Genomic DNA, 16037 nt, shown 5'->3' on the forward strand with positions numbered 1-16037 from the left:
AAATAATCAAAAAACTGTTTTATAATAGTTTCATGTATTGGAAAAATTTTGAAAAACACTTTTTTTTCACAGAATCATTTAGCAAACTCTTGTTCGCCCATACAATTCTTCGGGCTATATGGATGAAGTTTGCCCCGAAAAATTTAATAAAAAGTTCTATATCACAATATCTCGCAAAAATTGCCCATGTTGGCTTCAGTGGTCTTTATTCTCACCGAAGACAGCATGGGATTTTTTATACTAAACAGCAGTTTTATGTCGTACATCACATTCAGGAGGTATTTTCCATGAAAAAACAGGCAATTACCGCAGTTGCAACGCTTATTTTCATTGCGATTGCGACTATTTCTTGCAGCAGCCAGATTTCCGATTCAAAAGGGGATGAAAAAGAACTTTCCGTGTCGAATGTCCTGTTCAATTCTGTTTCACGCTCGCTCACGGCGGACATCACGGCAGAAGATGGAGCAGAAGTCACTCTGGAATGCAACGGAAAAACAGAAAAAGCTATAGTGGCAGATAAAAAAATTGAAGTCGTGCTTGTTGAGCCTTTTCACGACGGAATAAAGGGCGGTTCCACATATGACGTGAACATTTCTTCGGAAGGCTACAATGGAACGCAAACTGAAATTGCATATTGGCCCAAAGAAGAGCTTAGACTTTCTTGCACAGACGAACAGAACGTTTTTATTGGCGGAGCAAAAAATTTTATACAGCCGGAATTTATGCTCAAAAATTACGATGAAAGCAAGGTCACGACAAAAATATGGTTCAAAATCTTACTGACCAAAGGATATGAAACAAAAGAGACAAGAACAGAAATAACAAGTACAGACACCTCAACATGGAATTTCTCTGACATGATGGACTTTCTTTCTGACAGCAATAACATCGGAAAAACAATCGAAGTTCATTTTCAGATAACACCGAACGCTCCAAAGGACGCGGAAAATCTGGCAAGTTCTGGATATGTGGTACTAAACTGCAAAAAAGATGTACTTGCAAACTGCGCAAACATCGTAAACAATTATGGAAAATTTGAGGTGAGACTTTTCGCAGAAGAGCCAAGTACCCTGACAACTGATATTGAAACTGCGGGCGGAATTGTCGACTACCAGTGGCAAATTTCTGACAACACTGAGTATACTGATGAACCTAATTTCACTGATATTCCTGGAGCATACGGAAAATCATTCTCGCTCACAAAAGAAAATGAGGCTACAGTTCTCGGAAAAACATTGCGCGTAAAAATAAGCCAGACTTTTGAAGGAAATACGCATGAAATCATTTCTGAGACATACCCTGTTTTTCACTGCGTAAAAACAGCAGAACTTTACTATGACGACATCCTTTCCAAAGGTCAAAAATTCGACACGACCAAAATCAAAGGAACTCTGACCGATGAGCTTGGGAACACATACAGCGCAAGCGATTTTGACTGGGCAGAAATCTCTGAATTGAGCGAAAAAAATGAGTACACGGCCGGGGAAGCAAAAGATTTTCTGTTAACCTCCTCTAAAAATAATTTTTATGATTCAGTGCAGTCAGTTTTTGCAAATGTACAATTCACACTCACAGAAGCAGAGCTCCCACAACTTTCGACAGAGACAAGCTCAATCGAAATCGGAAAAGTTGAATTCACGACAATCAACAAAAATCTTGAAATCTCATTCAACGGAGGGGCTACTTACAGAGATTTCCCAGAAAATGAGTTTGCTGCAAAAACAGGCGAAAAACTTTACATAAGAAAAAGAGCAAACGGAACACCAGGATGTGCGGGCTACGTGAGGGAAAGCAAGCCGCTTGTAATTACCGTTGCAGAAGAAAACATCGGCAAGAAAGCAAAAGGAAACAGCGTAATCCAGGAACTTGAAGCGATCGGTCTCACACTCAAAAAAACTAACAAAGACGGAATTACAACTATCACACCGGTTCTTAGCTTTACGGAAGATATTTATGAATATGAATACACATGGCTCATCGATAACAACGCAGCCCTTTCTTGGAACGGAGTCACAACGAACGATAATAATGAGCTCATAATCGACACTTCAAAGTTCGGAAAAGATGCATACCAGATTTTCTGCAAAGTTCGGATCTATATTCAAGGAACCCAGGACCACATCGATATTATAAGCGCTTCTGCCCAGACAAGTCTTGTGGTGCAATAAGGAACTGCACATACGCGTGAGCGACAACGCCGCTAACGCGGAGTTTTTAAGGAGGACAACATGAAAATTAAACGATTTTTTGAAATAACAACATTTTTTGTGGCACTTTCAGTTTTTGCCGGATGTTCAAACATAATTGAGCGAGAAGAAGAAAACGTTCCCGAAAAACCAGCTTCAAACCAAACGGGAGAACGTGTTACGCTCAAAGTTGGCATTGACAAGGAAGCTGTTCGCACTGCCCTACCACAAGTAGAGCTTGAAGAAATCTCATATATCAATCTTTCTTATAATGCAGCTGGAAGCACGGGCAAAGATTCTAGTGAAGTCACGCTTGTCGGCTCCTGGGAAAGTGTCTCTGAAATGGAAAAGGCAGAGCTTCCATTTATGGCAGGGAAATACACTTTTACCCTTGTTGCTGTAAGCGACAACATGATTTTCAGGGAAGAAAAAACATACACTATCAAAGTCGGGCCAAATAATCTGAAATTTACACCGAAGCTCGAAGTTTTTGACAACTCAGAACCTTACGGAAGGGGAAATTTAAGCGTATCAGTTCTCTTTAATGACGAAGGAATTGGTCTCGTTACAGGCGGCTTGTATTCTCTTGAAGGAGTCTCAATTCCTGGCTATGCAGATCAAAAACTTACTATAGAAGAAGGAGGAAAATCCGTCTACACTAAAAATAACGTGTCCAGCGGGAACTATCTCTTAATCTTCAAATTTTATGCGGACACCGAAAAAAAACTGCTCCGTGGCACTTACCGCGAATACTGCTCAATCGTAAACAGAAAGACGAGCACAAGCGAATGTGTCGTTGATACGATGGGTAGTCTTTTCACGATTCATTACAACTTGAACGGAGGTGCATTTGCAAACGGTCTTACGACAGCTGGCAACTACACGCGGCAATCTGCAACAATCATTCTTCCGCAAAACAGCGAGACGGCGACAATCATCTCAAAGGCAAACTGTACATTCGGAGGCTGGTATGACAACGCCGAATTTAGTGGAAATGCTGTGACAGAACTTCCAGACGGAAGCACAGGAAACAAAATATTCTATGCCCGCTGGTTCGAAAACACAAAAATTATTTTTGACACAAACGCAACGGATGCAAAAATCAGTAAAACAGAACAATCCGTTATGAAAGGAGTGGAAACCAATCTTCTTTCGGCATCTTCACTTGGACTAAGCAACAACAAAGGGCGATTTTTGGGCTGGGCAAGAGACTCAAAAGCAACCAAAGCCGAATATTCTGATGGCGGAGCAATCTGCGTAACAGAAAACAACATCACTCTCTATGCCATCTGGAGCGTCGCAAAAATCAATCCACATAGCGAATCAGATACCACCGATACTGATGGCGACGGACTCAGCGACTGGGATGAAATTAACAAATACTTCACAGACCCTGCAAATTCAGACACAGACGGCGACGGTTGGAGTGACAGTCTTGAAGTGAACGGCCTTTACAACGCTGACTACAATTCATTCAATCCGCTCATAGCAGACACTCCACAGCTGGAAATCAAGATGACCAGAAAGCCTGGCATCGCCTACAAATATACGATTTCGAACACTGACAGCGTAACCGAAAGCCAGACCATAAACGACGGAGTAACCGGAAGCGAATCATCAACAAACTCAAATACAAAGACTCACAATGAAACGCACGCGTGGAGCACGGAACTCGGCATCAGCATCTCACACGAATGGGGAAAAGGGGGCGCAGGCATACACTACAAAAATGTGACAACCGGAAGCTTTAAGACAGCATACAGCGGAAATGTCGCAAACGGTGACAGCTACACCTATTCAAAATCAGCAAGCGAGGGCTGGTCAAAAAGCTGGAGCAACGGAAAATCTACATCAAGTTCCAAAAACAAGAGCGTAAGCGGCGGAGTAGTCACCATTCCCGTAAAATTCAAGAACCCAAGCAATATTGCATACACGGTGAACAATGTCATCGTAGCATTGTACCGCATACCGAACAACAATGCCGCTTCACGCATTTTCGTAAAGAACCTCACCCTTTCGAGCGAAAAAGCGTTTACAATTGAGCCTCGAAGTGAAAGCGGAGAATTTGAGCTTATTGCCGATTTGGGGATTGCACAGACAGAGGAACTTTTAAAATGGTCAACAGGATTTGAAATTGAAGTTTCAGGCTACAAAATCACCTTGCAGAAAGATGGCAAGAATGCAAATGATTTCACGGAGGCGCTTACCGAAGTCAAAGCGAAAACGGCTGCCATTTACATTGACTGGGGTGCCACAAGCGGACGAGCGGCAAGAACTTTCAACGCATCAGTAAAAAATCAGTACAACACCGGGGCGATGAGCATAGACGAACTCTACACAAAGCCGAGCCTGGATTACATTTTCCATACCATACTTCACTATGAAAAAGGAAAGGACTACACTCTGAACGAAAACGGTTGTCTTGACAAATTCTTTGGCATACAGAACCAAATAGCAAACGGCTCTTACACAGACGGCTCATGGTTTATTCTGCACAAATACACGGAGAACGGTCAGCGATATCAAGCTATGTACGCCCCGTACACGCAAAGCATTGATGAAGGCTGGTCTTTCGAAGACATAAAAGTGAGCGCCGGGGATGAAATTTCTATCTTCTACAGCGTGGACAAAGACGGCGACGGGGTTCCTTTGCGCGAAGAACAAATCTACGGAACCAGCGACGACAAAACTGACGATGACGGTGACGGACTGAGCGACTATGAGGAAATCTACGGCTGGTACAAGAGCGGAATCGGGCTTAATTCTAAGTATTCTGAGAACTTCAAAGTGCACACGAGCCCTATTTTGCCCGACACGGACGGCGATGGACTTTTGGACTTCTCAACGACCACCGGCGAACGCGATGAAGACCCGCTCGTTCCAAAACAAAAAAACGACACAAGTCTGGGAACATGCAAGTTCTCAAAAATCAATGCGAACGAAGGCTTCACAACTTTCTCATTCGATTCAAACGGGAATTATACTATCGAAGGTTGCAATGAATATGTCTGGCTCGACATTCAGCCAAAACTCGCATTCTCCACAATCAAATACAGCCTTAATTCTGGCGGTCCTTACCAGGATTTCGACAAAACGACCACAATTCCCATGAAGACAGAAGAGAAGTCAGTTCCACTGGATGTGGGAACGAACCGTATCTATATACTTTGCACAGCCCCTGATGAAGTTACGACAAAAGAATACACGATTACGTTAAAATCAGTTTTCCGTACGATGAAAAATTTTGCCGTAACAATTCCTCAGTTTGCAGAGGACGACCTGACATTCACATGGAATTCCTACGCAGATGAACGAGCGAAGTCAGCGGACGGTGGTTACATTCTGTGTGGCATAAAAGACTCTGTCAAATCGAAAAATCTCACGCTGGCAAACATAGCGCAGTCAGAAAAATCCATAAAAGACATAAAAGATAAGGAAGAATTTTTCCTGGCTCTTGATGCTGACACTCTTTCGAGCGGACGTTATAAACTTTCAGGCTTAAAACAAAGCACAAAATACACATTCTTCTTGTTCGCATATGCACACAGTGGCAAATCTGAATCATTCACGTCCACCGTTCTTGCCACAAAAGAGTTGACGACGGCAAAATCAAAAACAGGTACTCTCACTTTCTACGCGCAATATATGGAAAATGTTAAGAGCCGTGACGGTGGTTATAGTCCTCAGTATTATGTGAAAGCCGATTCTGGAGATGACCAGCTAAAAGTCGGTGATATTTCTATGTCTGGAAATTCTGACACACCTACATTCAGAATTGGAAAGGATGACTTTTATTGTTTCGGCAAAACTGAAATGCACCGAGACACACGGCCAGAATTATACGGAGCTTGCATGAAGAAATTTACAGGAACTTACGACCGCACCAAAAATTATAGCTTCAAAATGAATTTTCATTTCTACGAGTACGACCACTCTTCGTCAGATGATGACCTTGGTACTGTTACTGTATCATATGAGTACGACAAGAACTCCGACAAATGGAGAGTATATTGGGCAAATCACAATGTTGGAAATCACGACCATTATATTTCATGGAATGAAACGCCTTTTGAATCTACCATTGAGAGAAATGATACGGATGACGGTCATGTAAGAATGTACTTCGCTCTCCGCTGGTGGGATGAATAAATCTAAGGCACAATTAAAGCTTTAGGCATGAAACTCACCTGAACCAGGCTTTCATCGTGTCCGTGATTTTGACCAGCTCTTCTTCCGTTATGATGTAAGGAACCATTCCGTAAATGTAGCGGACGAAGGGCCGGGCAAAAACTCCGCGCCCATAGGCGAATTCCGTAAAGCCTTTGATTGTCTGGCTTTCCTTTACTTCAATGCAGAAACAGCCACCCATCACGCGGATTTCTTTTATGCGCTCATCTTCAAAGCCCAGGAGTTCCCTTTTTGCAATTTCTTCTATTTTTTTGATTTTCTGGATGTAATTTTCCCGCTCAAAGATTTCGATTGATTTTAATGCAAGGGAACAGGCTATCGGGTTCCCCATGAAGGTCGGGCCGTGCATGAAAGCAAGACTCTGCTCGTCTCCGTAAAATCCGTCAAAAATCTTTTTGTTTGTCGCAGTGAGGGCGTGGCCGATGTAGCCGCCTGTGAGGGCTTTTCCAAGAACAAGGATGTCCGGCAAAACCAAATCCGAGACGAAGCGGTTTCCTGTGCGTCCAAAACCTGTGGCAACTTCGTCAAAAATCAGCACAACATCGTATTTGTCGCACAGTTCGCGGGCTTTTTTCAAAAATGAAATGTCGTACATGCGGAATCCGCCCGCTCCCTGTAAAAGCGGCTCCACGATAAAGCAGATTGCGTCTTCGCCGAAAGCAAAAAAAGTCTTTTCAAGGTCTTCGATGTTGGTCGGAATGTGAATCACATCGGGATTTTTTGGAAAGGCCGCGTGATAGTCTTCGTCATCGCCCACGGCCATGGTCATGAATGTGTCTCCGTGATAGGCATTTTTGAGAGAGAAGATTTTCTTTCGCTTAGAGCCGCGGTTTTTGTTGAACTGAAATGCCATTTTGAGGGCAACTTCCACGCCCACGCTTCCTGAATCAGAAAAAAAGTAGTAGTTAAGGTCGCCGGGAAGATAAGATTCAAGTTTTTCAGAGAGTTTTTCCACGCTTTCGTGAGCGAGCCCGGCAAGCATACAGTGGGAAAACCTGTCAATCTGCTCTTTCATAGCCTCGTTCAGCTCAGGATTTTTGTAGCCGTGAATCATGCACCACCATGAGGAAATCGAGTCAATCAGTTTTTTGTCCTGAGTCTGTAAATAAACGCCCTGGGCATCAATGACTTTGTAAGGCGTTTTGAGGGTTTTCATCTGGGCGTAAGGATACCAAATCATAGTTTTCTCCAAAGTTCTGAAATTATTTTTGCGCAGTCTCTGATTTCTTTTTCTGAATGTGCAGCCGTGACTGTAAGGCGGATTCTTGAAGTTCCCTCCGGCACCGAAGGCGGTCTGATTGCAGAAAGAAGGATTCCGTTTTTGAGGCACTCGCTGGAAAAAAGCAGGGCTTTTTCTGTTTCTCCAAGAACAATCGGAATTATCGGCGTTGTGCCTTTGACAAGCGGAAGGCCCGCATCTTCAAGAAGATTTCGCATGAGCCTTGTGTTGAAGTTCAGTTTTTCGACCAGAGATTTTCCGTTCGTTTTCAAAAGATTTAAGGCTTCGTTTGCGGATGCTGCCACCGATGGAGGAAGTGCCGTTGAAAAGATAAAGGGACGGGATTTATTTCTAAGATAGTCGCAGATTAGTTTTGAAGAAGCCGCATAGCCTCCCTCTGCCGCCAGAGCCTTGCTCAAAGTTCCAATCTGAATGTCAATTCCGCACGATTTTCCGTCAAGTCCGTAATATTCGGCAGTTCCGTGACCTTTTTCGCCGATTACTCCAAGCGCATGGGCATCGTCAATAATCAGGCAGAAATTGTATTTTGCTTTTAATTCAAGAAGGGCCGGAAGGTTCACAATATCACCGTCCATGCTGAAAACCCCGTCAGAGACGACAAAAATCTGAAAGCTATCCGGGATTCCTAGCCCCGCCAGAAGTCTTTCAAGGTCATTCATGTCGTTGTGCCTGTAGACCAGAACTTTTGCCCCGCTGATTCTGCATCCGTCGATAATCGAAGCATGGTTCAGCTGGTCAGAAAAAATCACGCTTTTTTTGTCGGCAAGGGCATATAAAACGCCCAGATTTGTCATGTAACCGGTGTTAAAAACAAGGGCATCTTCGCATCCTTTAAAATCCGCAAGATTTTTCTCAAGAAGTGAAAGCTCAAATGAAGAGCCGCTTGTAAGACGCGAGCCGGTGGAGCTACTTCCAAAGGCAAGGGCAGACTTTCCCGCTTCAATCACGCTTTTTTCGTGGGTAAGGCCAAGATAGTTGTTTGAAGAAAAAACGGTGTATTCTTTATTGTTTTCGTCCACAGCCTTTGTCGCCGAAAGCATGCGAAAGTCTTTCACCTTGCGGAGATTTTTGTTTTCTTCTATTAAATCGAGCGCATTTTTGATTTCAGAGATTTTCATTTGTAAAGCCCACTTAAAGTTTCAAAGTCGATGTCGAGATTTTGCTCCCCAGCCTTCACGCAAGCCAAAGTTTTTAGCCCGGTGAGCCTTTCGCACATGAAGATGTTGTCTTCTTCCATTATGTTTCCGGGATGGAAGTGATTGAAAATCATTCCTTTGATTCCGAGATTTTTTGATTCCATGTAGCGGACTGTGAGGACAAGGGAATTTATCGTTCCAAGCCCCGCATCCGCAACGATTATGGAGTTCAGATTGAGGGAAGAAATTATGTCTTCAAGAAAAATTGTTTTTCGGCTGCCACTTTTATCAAAATCAATCGGGCACAAGATTCCGCCGCTTCCTTCAACCGTAAGAAAATCAAACTGATTCTGCAAAGAAAGAAAATTCTTTTTTACGACATCAAGATTCACGGGATTTCCTTCGATTCTGGATGCCAGGTGAGGAGAATAAGCATTTTCGTAGACAAAGGGGCACATTGATTCAAGCCCCTGGCCGATTTTTGCCTTTTCTTTTACGAATTTTGCGTCGCCCGGAATCAAAGATCCGTCGCTTTCACGTTCGTTTCCGCTCATGGCTGCCTTGAAGTAGCCGGATTTTGCTTTTTCGGAAAGTTTTTTTACAATCAGGGCTGAGACAAAGGTTTTTCCAATATCAGTTCCTGTTCCTGTGATGAATAAATTCTTGCTCATACTTCCACCAGCACAACTTGATTTTGTAAATAGTCAATGTAAGAATCCAAATCAATCGGAAGGCGCACAAAAAAGACACGGCCGCCGACATAATCTCCCAAATCCTTCATGACAGAAATTCTTGTGTAGCCGAATTTTGGAGAAGCGACATAGCCTGTAACATAATTCGGATCGTCTGACCAGCAAAGCTCTGCAACAGCACCTTTTGCGTTCACCACTTTTGAAGCCAAAACAAGAGCTTCACGCGCATGTTCGCCTGCCATATTCAGCTCGGAAAGTTTTTTTTCGTATTCGTCTTTGTCGGCAACATCCATGTTTGAGCAGCGCACACCCCTCATTCCAAAGCTGTCGAGCCGTTCGCCAGAATCTGCATCAAGGACAATTGCTCCCCGCATGGAGTCGGAAAGGCTTTCAAGGGCCTCAAAGGCATTTTTTACGGCGGTTTCTGAGACACCGATTCTTAAAAGCTCGGACTTTGCAAAAGACCTTCCTTCTGATTTTGATGAAGTTTTTTTTGAAGTGATTTTTAAAAGCGGAACTCTGACAGCCTCGTTTTCGTTTACTTCCTGAACTTTTATGTTGATGAAATCTGCCTTTCCCCGCTCGTGATTCCTTGCCCTCTCCAAAAGAGATGAAACTGTTTTTTCTACATCACAAGATTTTACAATCCGCTCGGCTCCTGAAATATGCTTTCCGCCGACACCGTTTTTTCCGCCCAGACTTGAGCGCATTTTTATGCTGAACACAGTTGCCCCTAAGATTTTTTTAAATTATAGGAAGATGAAAGGGAATTGTCAACTTATAAACTATATTTTTGGTTTACATTTATAATTCATACGATTCTAATTTGTTGACTAACTATGCTTCATGCGATTTTTCATATTCCATATTTGAACTAACAATATTTGAATTAACAATTGTCTAAATCACAGTTTTTTATTAAAATATTCTCACTTTTACCTAAGAAAACGAGGTTCAAAAATGGTTAAATTGCGCGGTGCATTTACAGCTATGATCACACCGATGAACCAAGATGGTTCGGTGGATTACGAAGGTTTCAGAAAGAATGTTATCTTCCAGCTTGAGCAGGGCATTGACGGTCTTGTTCCGCTCGGAACTACAGCTGAAACTCCCACATTGGACGAGACTCCAGGCTCAGAAGAAGACAAACTCATTGAGATTGTCATGGAAGAAGTCAAATCATTCGAGAAAAAATCTGGCAAAAAAATTCCAGTCGTTCTCGGAGCGGGAAGCAACAACACTAAAGATGCAGTCAAATACTGCGAGCGCGCAAAAAAAGCTGGGGCAGACGCAGCACTGGTCGTCACTCCATACTACAACAAACCATCAAAAGAAGGCATTTTCCGCCACTTTGAGGCAGTTTCAAAGGTAGGAATTCCTATCGTTGTTTATAATATTCAGGGCCGAACAGGCACTAACATCACGACCGACACTTTGGCTCGAATTGCCGAATTGCCGAACATCGTTGGTGTCAAGGAAGCAAGCGGCAACATCAATCAGATGATGGACGTTATCGCACAGATTAAGTCAAAGAAGCCTGATTTCGCCGTTTTGAGCGGTGACGACGGCCTCACTTTGCCGTTGATTGCAATGGGCGGAGACGGAATCATTTCCGTTGTTTCAAATCTCGCTCCTGCAATTGTGGCAGAGCTTGCAAACAAAGCTTTGGACGGAGACATCGCGGCAGCTCGCAAGATTCACTACCGCCTGGCACCGTTCTTCAAGGCAGCTTTCGTTGACGGTAACCCGACTTCAATCAAATACGCAATGAACGTCAAGGGAATGGCAGCAGGTCCTTGCCGTCTGCCTTTGGTTGACGTAACAGACGATGCAAAGAAAGTAATCGAAAAAGCACTCAAAGAGTGTGATTTGTAATCCATGTAAAAAAGCAGGAGAAATTATTATGGCAGACAAGATTAATGTTGGTGTTTTGGGCGCAACTGGTATGGTTGGCCAGCGCTATATTAAGCTTTTGGAAGATCATCCGTGGTTCAAGGTAACTTATGTTGCAGCTAGCCCTCGCTCAGCAGGAAAGGCTTACAAAGAGGCTGTCGCTAACCGCTGGCTCATCGGCGCAAACATTCCTTGCGACGTAAAAGATTTGATCGTTCAGGACGCAAACGATCCGAAAGCCGCTCTCGGCAAGTGCCGTTTCGTTTTCTCAGCTCTCGAAATGGGAAAGGACGAAATCAAAGCTTTGGAAGCAGCTTATGCAGCAGAAGGAATCCCGGTCGTTTCTAACGCAAGCGCAAACCGCTGGACAGAAGACGTTCCAATGCTCATCCCTGAAATCAACTACTCACATCTCGATGTAATCGCTGAGCAGAAAAAACATCATGGCTGGGACAAGGGCTTCGTTGCAGTAAAACCAAACTGCTCTTTGCAGACATACATGATGCCTCTCTACGCTTTGCAGCAGGCAGGCTATCCTGTTAAGCGCATGATCGTTACAACTTTGCAGGCAGTTTCTGGCGCTGGTTACCCGGGCGTTCCATCATTCGACATGATTGACAACATCGTTCCATATATCGGCGGTGAGGAAGAAAAGACTGAAAAAGAATGTCTCAAGATTTTGGGAAGCGTTAAAGACGGAAAGATTGAGAATGCGGCAGGTCCGATTGTTTCTTCAACATGTACACGCGTTCCTGTAATCGACGGACACACAGCAAGCGTAAACCTTGAGTTCGACTTGCCGGAAGACAAAAAGCCAAGCCTTGAGGAAGTCCTCAAAGTATGGGAAAACTTCAAGTCTCTTCCACAGGAGCTCAAATTGCCAAGTGCACCGGAGCATCCTATCGTTTACCGCGAAGAAGAGAACCGTCCGCAGCCAAACCGTGACCGTGACACAGAAAAAGGCATGGCATGTGTTCTCGGCCGACTCCGCAAGTGCAACGTATTCGACATCAAGTTCGTAGCCCTGAGCCACAACACAAAACGTGGTGCAGCATTGGGCGGCATCTTGAACGCAGAGCTCTTGAAAGCTAAGGGCTTCTTTGACTAAAAAAAAATGTCGGGCTAGAGCCCGACATTTTTTTACTTGTTGACAGCAACAATCGTTTCAAGAGCGACTTTCATCATGTTGGTGAAGGTCGTTTGTCTTTCTTCGGCTGTTGTGGCGCCTCCGAGCAGGATGTGGTCGCTTACAGTCATGATTGCCATGGCCCGCCTTTTGTATTCAGCGGCGAGAGTGAAAAGCTCTGCACTTTCCATTTCGATTCCAAGAACGCCGTATTCAGCCCACTTCTTCCAGTTTTCATTTTTATCGTAGAAAAAGTCACTTGAAGCCACAGAACCGACGCAGTAGCGGATTCCCATTTCTCCGGCAACCTTGTCAGCAGCCTTTACAAGCTCGAATGAAGCCGTTGGAGCAAAGTGCATGTTGCCAAAGCGCTGGTTGAGCAGGCAGGAATCAGAACATGCTGAATTGACGAGGATTGTGTCGCGGAGCTGAGTTTTTTCGCTGACAGCGCCACAAGTGCCAACGCGGATTGCAGTCTGTACATTGTAGAACTTAAAAAGCTCGGTTGCATAGATTGAAAGCGAAGGCTGTCCCATGCCTGTTCCCTGAACGCTTACAGGAACACCCTTGTAAGTGCCGGTAAAGCCGAACATGCCGCGTACTTCATTGTAGCACTTGGCATTCTCAAGAAAATTTTCTGCGATGAATTTTGCCCGCAAAGGGTCGCCCGGAAGCAAGACATTTGGAGCGATTGCGCCCTCTGGCGCGTTGATATGTGTACTCATGCTTTAATTATAGCATGCTTTCCTTAAAAAGCGAGTAAAAATCAACAGAAAATGGCGCCGAAAAGAGCCCCAGCCGCAACCAGAAAGACCGGATGAATCTTGGTCCTGAATAAAACCGAAAGACAGAGGCAATAGAAAATCGCGCTGACTCCGTAAATCTGAAGGTTTTCGTTCCAGGTCGAAGGAGAAGAAAGCAAAAATCCCTCGCGGACGACAAAAAGCGCAATTATAATGATTCTTGCGGCTGCAACGGCGATTACCCCGGAAACGGCAGGACGGAGGGTTGAAAAGGCAGCCTTTACGCCCTTCTTTTCTGCAAAGCTTCCGAAGAATTTTGCAATCAGAACGATACAAATCAGGGAAGGAAGGACTTCGCCCAGAGTTGAGAAAAATCCGCCCCAGACACCGTAGAGCTCAGTTCCGATGTAAGTGGCAATATTGATTCCAATCGGGCCCGGCGTACTTTCAGAAATCGCGACCATGTTGAAGAAAAAGGCGTCGTCAATCAGGTGGAACTGGTCTACAAGAACCTGCTGCATGACGGTGATTGCAACCTGACCGCCGCCGATTGTAATCAGGCCGACGTAAAAGAAAACTGCAATGAGGCAGAAAAGTCCGATTCCACTCTGGTCCTGAATCTGAGAAATCATAAAATCTATCATTTTCTAAACTCCCCGCGGCAGGCAGCTATAATCACGCCAAGGATTGCGCTTCCGAAAATTATATAAACAGTACTGACCTTGAAAATAAAAATCAGCACGAAGGAAAGGACGAGAAGAATAAATCCGAAGAGGTTTTTAACGGATTTTTTTGAGAAAGTGTAGACGGCGTTTGTAAGGATTGCCGCAACTGCGACGTTGATTCCAGTGAGGGCCTTTTTTACCCAGGTAATTTCACTGAAATTCGAAATGAATTTTGCAATCAGCGTGATGATGATGATCGAAGGAAAGACCATACCGAAAGTTGCGATGCAGCCGCCAAGAAGACCGGCCTTTTTATAGCCGACGAAAGTGGCGACATTGACCGCGATGATTCCCGGAGTGCTCTGCCCTATGGCAAAATAATCCAGAAGTTCATCGCCAGTCACCCAGCCGCGTTTTTCGCTAAGCTCCCGCTCTAGAATCGGAAGCATGGCAATTCCACCGCCAAAAGTACAGATTCCGACCTTAAAAAAGACCGAAAAAAGTTCCCATAAGATTTTCAGTTTTTTATCTTGCATAGAGTACGCTCAAGTTTTTAAGCCATTGGGCCGCTTTTTCAGCCTTAGCTCCCTCAATAAGACTTTTGTCTGCCCGCCAGGCCCAGTTTTTGCCGCTTGTGCTTGGAGTATTCATTCTGGCATTTGTTCCGATGCAGTAGACGTCCTGAAGAGGAATTACGGCTATGTCAGCAATGCTTGAAAGAGCAGATTTTACGAACATTTTTGTAAGTTTTTTGCTCCTTACTAGTTTTTTTGCACCTTCAACAGTATTTTTCTCGCCAGTAAGATAATCTGCAATCAAAACAAGGCTTTCGTCATCAAGAGACTCAAAGAGGCCCTGTGAAGTGTCATTGTCGTGAGTGCCTGTATAAGCCACGCAATTTGTCGCCTCATAATTGTGGGGCAGGAAGACGTTTTTGAGGCCGCCGGCCTTCCATTCATTCTTGTCGAAGGCAAACTGAAGAACTTTCATGCCTGGAAGTTTTGCCTCGTCACGAAGGGCACGGACTTCTTCAGTGATGATTCCCAAATCCTCGGCAATCAGCGGAAGCTCGCCCAGCTCTTTTTTAATAGCATCGAAAAGCTCGATTCCAGGGCCCTTCTCCCATTTTCCTGTCTCAGCTGTAAGGCTTCCGAACGGAACAGACCAGTATGACTCAAATCCACGGAAATGATCGATTCTGACATAGTCGACCAAAGAAAGCATTTTTTTAACGCGGGCAATCCACCATGCGTAACCGTCTTTTTTCATGGCCTTCCAGTCATAAAGAGGATTTCCCCAAAGCTGACCTGTGGCAGAGAAATAATCAGGCGGAACACCAGCCACGCCGGTAAATTTGCCGTCTTTTCCAATCTGGAATAATTTTTGGTTAGCCCAGACGTCGCTTGAATCTGCGGCAACAAAAATCGGAACATCGCCGACAATCTCAATCCCCTTTGAGCGGGCATATTCGTGAACGCAAGCCCACTGTTTTGCCGCAAAGAACTGAATTACTTCGGTCTGTAAAAAGTCCTCGGTATGCTCGTTAATCCATTTTTCGACGGCCTTTTCATCGTGCTTTGAAAGATTTTTCTCCCAGTAGACGTTCCAGGTTCCGTTTACGGCGCATTTTTCTTCTTCGGCCTGTTTTGCAGCCTTTGCATCGTAGAAAGACTTGATGCTCATGAAAGCCGCATAATCGCGCAGCCAGTACTGATTTTCACGGCAGAAGGTGAAGAATTCCATCTTTGTGTTTGGATCAAAATTATCAGAAGCAGAGACATCAGGATTTGTAATCAGCTCAAGGAAATATTTTGCAATTTCTTTGAGGGCATGGCTTTTCCACCAGACGACAGAGCCAAAATCAACGTCGCCCTTAGTCTTTATATAGGAAGGCTTTTTTGTCAGTTTTGGACTTGCCCAGCCACGAGCGACTAAATCTTCAAAATCAATAAGAAGAGGATTGAGGGCAAAAGTAGAAAATGACTGATAAGGGCTGTCACCGTAGCCTGTAGGGCCAAGCGGTAAAAGCTGCCAGATTTTCATTCCGGCCTTTTCCAAAAAATCAACAAAAGCAAAAGCCGACTTTCCGAAGGTGCCAATCCCGGCACTTCCCGGTAAACTAGTCGGATGCATTAAAATTCCAGCTTTTCTCATATAACTCTCCTTAA

12 protein-coding genes are annotated in these 16037 nt (G+C 44.3%); 4 read left to right on the top strand and 8 right to left on the bottom strand.

Annotated elements, in window-relative coordinates:
- The first annotated feature begins 287 nt into the window (after positions 1-287).
- Both HNP76_RS08365 and HNP76_RS08370 read left to right on the top strand, forming a co-directional pair.
- A complete protein-coding gene (locus HNP76_RS08365; RefSeq protein ID WP_184659426.1) occupies positions 288-2168 on the top strand; it encodes a hypothetical protein in 1881 nt (626 codons plus the stop codon).
- A 60-nt stretch (positions 2169-2228) separates the two neighbouring features.
- Complete coding sequence (locus HNP76_RS08370) at positions 2229-6335, top strand: InlB B-repeat-containing protein (protein ID WP_184659428.1); 4107 nt, start codon at positions 2229-2231, stop codon at positions 6333-6335.
- A 34-nt stretch (positions 6336-6369) separates the two neighbouring features.
- Here HNP76_RS08370 and bioA read toward each other — a convergent pair whose 3' ends face one another.
- The 4 genes from bioA to HNP76_RS08390 are packed head-to-tail and all read right to left on the bottom strand — an operon-like array spanning position 6370 to position 10167.
- Entirely contained in the window at positions 6370-7554 is a 1185-nt protein-coding gene (gene bioA, locus HNP76_RS08375; protein WP_184659430.1) for an adenosylmethionine--8-amino-7-oxononanoate transaminase, read from the bottom strand.
- Complete coding sequence (locus HNP76_RS08380; protein WP_184659431.1) at positions 7551-8732, bottom strand: aminotransferase class I/II-fold pyridoxal phosphate-dependent enzyme; 1182 nt, start codon at positions 8730-8732, stop codon at positions 7551-7553. The genes bioA and HNP76_RS08380 overlap by 4 nt, the downstream gene beginning before the upstream one ends.
- A complete protein-coding gene (gene bioD, locus HNP76_RS08385; RefSeq protein WP_184659433.1) occupies positions 8729-9421 on the bottom strand; it encodes a dethiobiotin synthase in 693 nt (230 codons plus the stop codon). Before bioD ends, HNP76_RS08380 begins: the two co-directional genes overlap by 4 nt.
- Positions 9418-10167: a 6-carboxyhexanoate--CoA ligase gene (locus tag HNP76_RS08390; protein ID WP_246462616.1), complete on the bottom strand. Its 750-nt coding sequence runs from the start codon at positions 10165-10167 to the stop codon at positions 9418-9420. Before HNP76_RS08390 ends, bioD begins: the two co-directional genes overlap by 4 nt.
- 235 nt (positions 10168-10402) lie before the next feature.
- Here HNP76_RS08390 and dapA point away from each other — a divergent pair, with 235 nt between their 5' ends.
- Both dapA and asd read left to right on the top strand, forming a co-directional pair.
- Entirely contained in the window at positions 10403-11317 is a 915-nt protein-coding gene (gene dapA, locus HNP76_RS08395; RefSeq protein WP_184659435.1) for a 4-hydroxy-tetrahydrodipicolinate synthase, read from the top strand.
- 28 nt (positions 11318-11345) lie between these two features.
- Positions 11346-12443 carry an aspartate-semialdehyde dehydrogenase gene (gene asd, locus HNP76_RS08400; RefSeq protein ID WP_184659437.1) on the top strand — a complete coding sequence of 366 codons (1098 nt, stop codon included), beginning with the start codon at positions 11346-11348 and terminating at the stop codon, positions 12441-12443.
- A gap of 32 nt (positions 12444-12475) precedes the next feature.
- On the opposite strand, the gene deoD is transcribed toward asd, so the two are convergent.
- Genes deoD through malQ form a run of 4 tightly spaced genes read right to left on the bottom strand, consistent with a single transcriptional unit; the run spans position 12476 to position 16023 of the window.
- Complete coding sequence (gene deoD, locus HNP76_RS08405; protein ID WP_184659439.1) at positions 12476-13186, bottom strand: purine-nucleoside phosphorylase; 711 nt, start codon at positions 13184-13186, stop codon at positions 12476-12478.
- A gap of 41 nt (positions 13187-13227) precedes the next feature.
- The gene (locus tag HNP76_RS08410; RefSeq protein ID WP_184659441.1) at positions 13228-13848 is read right to left on the bottom strand and encodes a chromate transporter; all 621 of its coding nucleotides are present in this window, start codon (positions 13846-13848) and stop codon (positions 13228-13230) included.
- Positions 13845-14405 (bottom strand): chromate transporter, encoded by a 561-nt coding sequence (locus HNP76_RS08415; RefSeq protein WP_184659443.1) that lies wholly within the window; start codon positions 14403-14405, stop codon positions 13845-13847. Before HNP76_RS08415 ends, HNP76_RS08410 begins: the two co-directional genes overlap by 4 nt.
- Positions 14395-16023, bottom strand: coding sequence for a 4-alpha-glucanotransferase (malQ, locus tag HNP76_RS08420; protein WP_184659445.1), 1629 nt, complete (start codon positions 16021-16023; stop codon positions 14395-14397). Before malQ ends, HNP76_RS08415 begins: the two co-directional genes overlap by 11 nt.
- Positions 16024-16037: the final 14 nt, after the last annotated feature.

The sequence above is a fragment of the Treponema ruminis genome (assembly GCF_014201975.1).
Classification (GTDB): domain Bacteria; phylum Spirochaetota; class Spirochaetia; order Treponematales; family Treponemataceae; genus Treponema_D; species Treponema_D ruminis.

Coding starts and splice junctions, on each gene's coding strand:
- malQ (WP_184659445.1), bottom strand. CDS start 16,023: ATGAGAAAAGCTGGAATTTTAATGCATCCGACTAGTTTACCGGGAAGT.
- HNP76_RS08365 (WP_184659426.1), top strand. CDS start 288: ATGAAAAAACAGGCAATTACCGCAGTTGCAACGCTTATTTTCATTGCG.
- HNP76_RS08415 (WP_184659443.1), bottom strand. CDS start 14,405: ATGCAAGATAAAAAACTGAAAATCTTATGGGAACTTTTTTCGGTCTTT.
- HNP76_RS08380 (WP_184659431.1), bottom strand. CDS start 8,732: ATGAAAATCTCTGAAATCAAAAATGCGCTCGATTTAATAGAAGAAAAC.
- bioA (WP_184659430.1), bottom strand. CDS start 7,554: ATGATTTGGTATCCTTACGCCCAGATGAAAACCCTCAAAACGCCTTAC.
- dapA (WP_184659435.1), top strand. CDS start 10,403: ATGGTTAAATTGCGCGGTGCATTTACAGCTATGATCACACCGATGAAC.
- deoD (WP_184659439.1), bottom strand. CDS start 13,186: ATGAGTACACATATCAACGCGCCAGAGGGCGCAATCGCTCCAAATGTC.
- HNP76_RS08410 (WP_184659441.1), bottom strand. CDS start 13,848: ATGATAGATTTTATGATTTCTCAGATTCAGGACCAGAGTGGAATCGGA.
- bioD (WP_184659433.1), bottom strand. CDS start 9,421: ATGAGCAAGAATTTATTCATCACAGGAACAGGAACTGATATTGGAAAA.
- HNP76_RS08370 (WP_184659428.1), top strand. CDS start 2,229: ATGAAAATTAAACGATTTTTTGAAATAACAACATTTTTTGTGGCACTT.
- asd (WP_184659437.1), top strand. CDS start 11,346: ATGGCAGACAAGATTAATGTTGGTGTTTTGGGCGCAACTGGTATGGTT.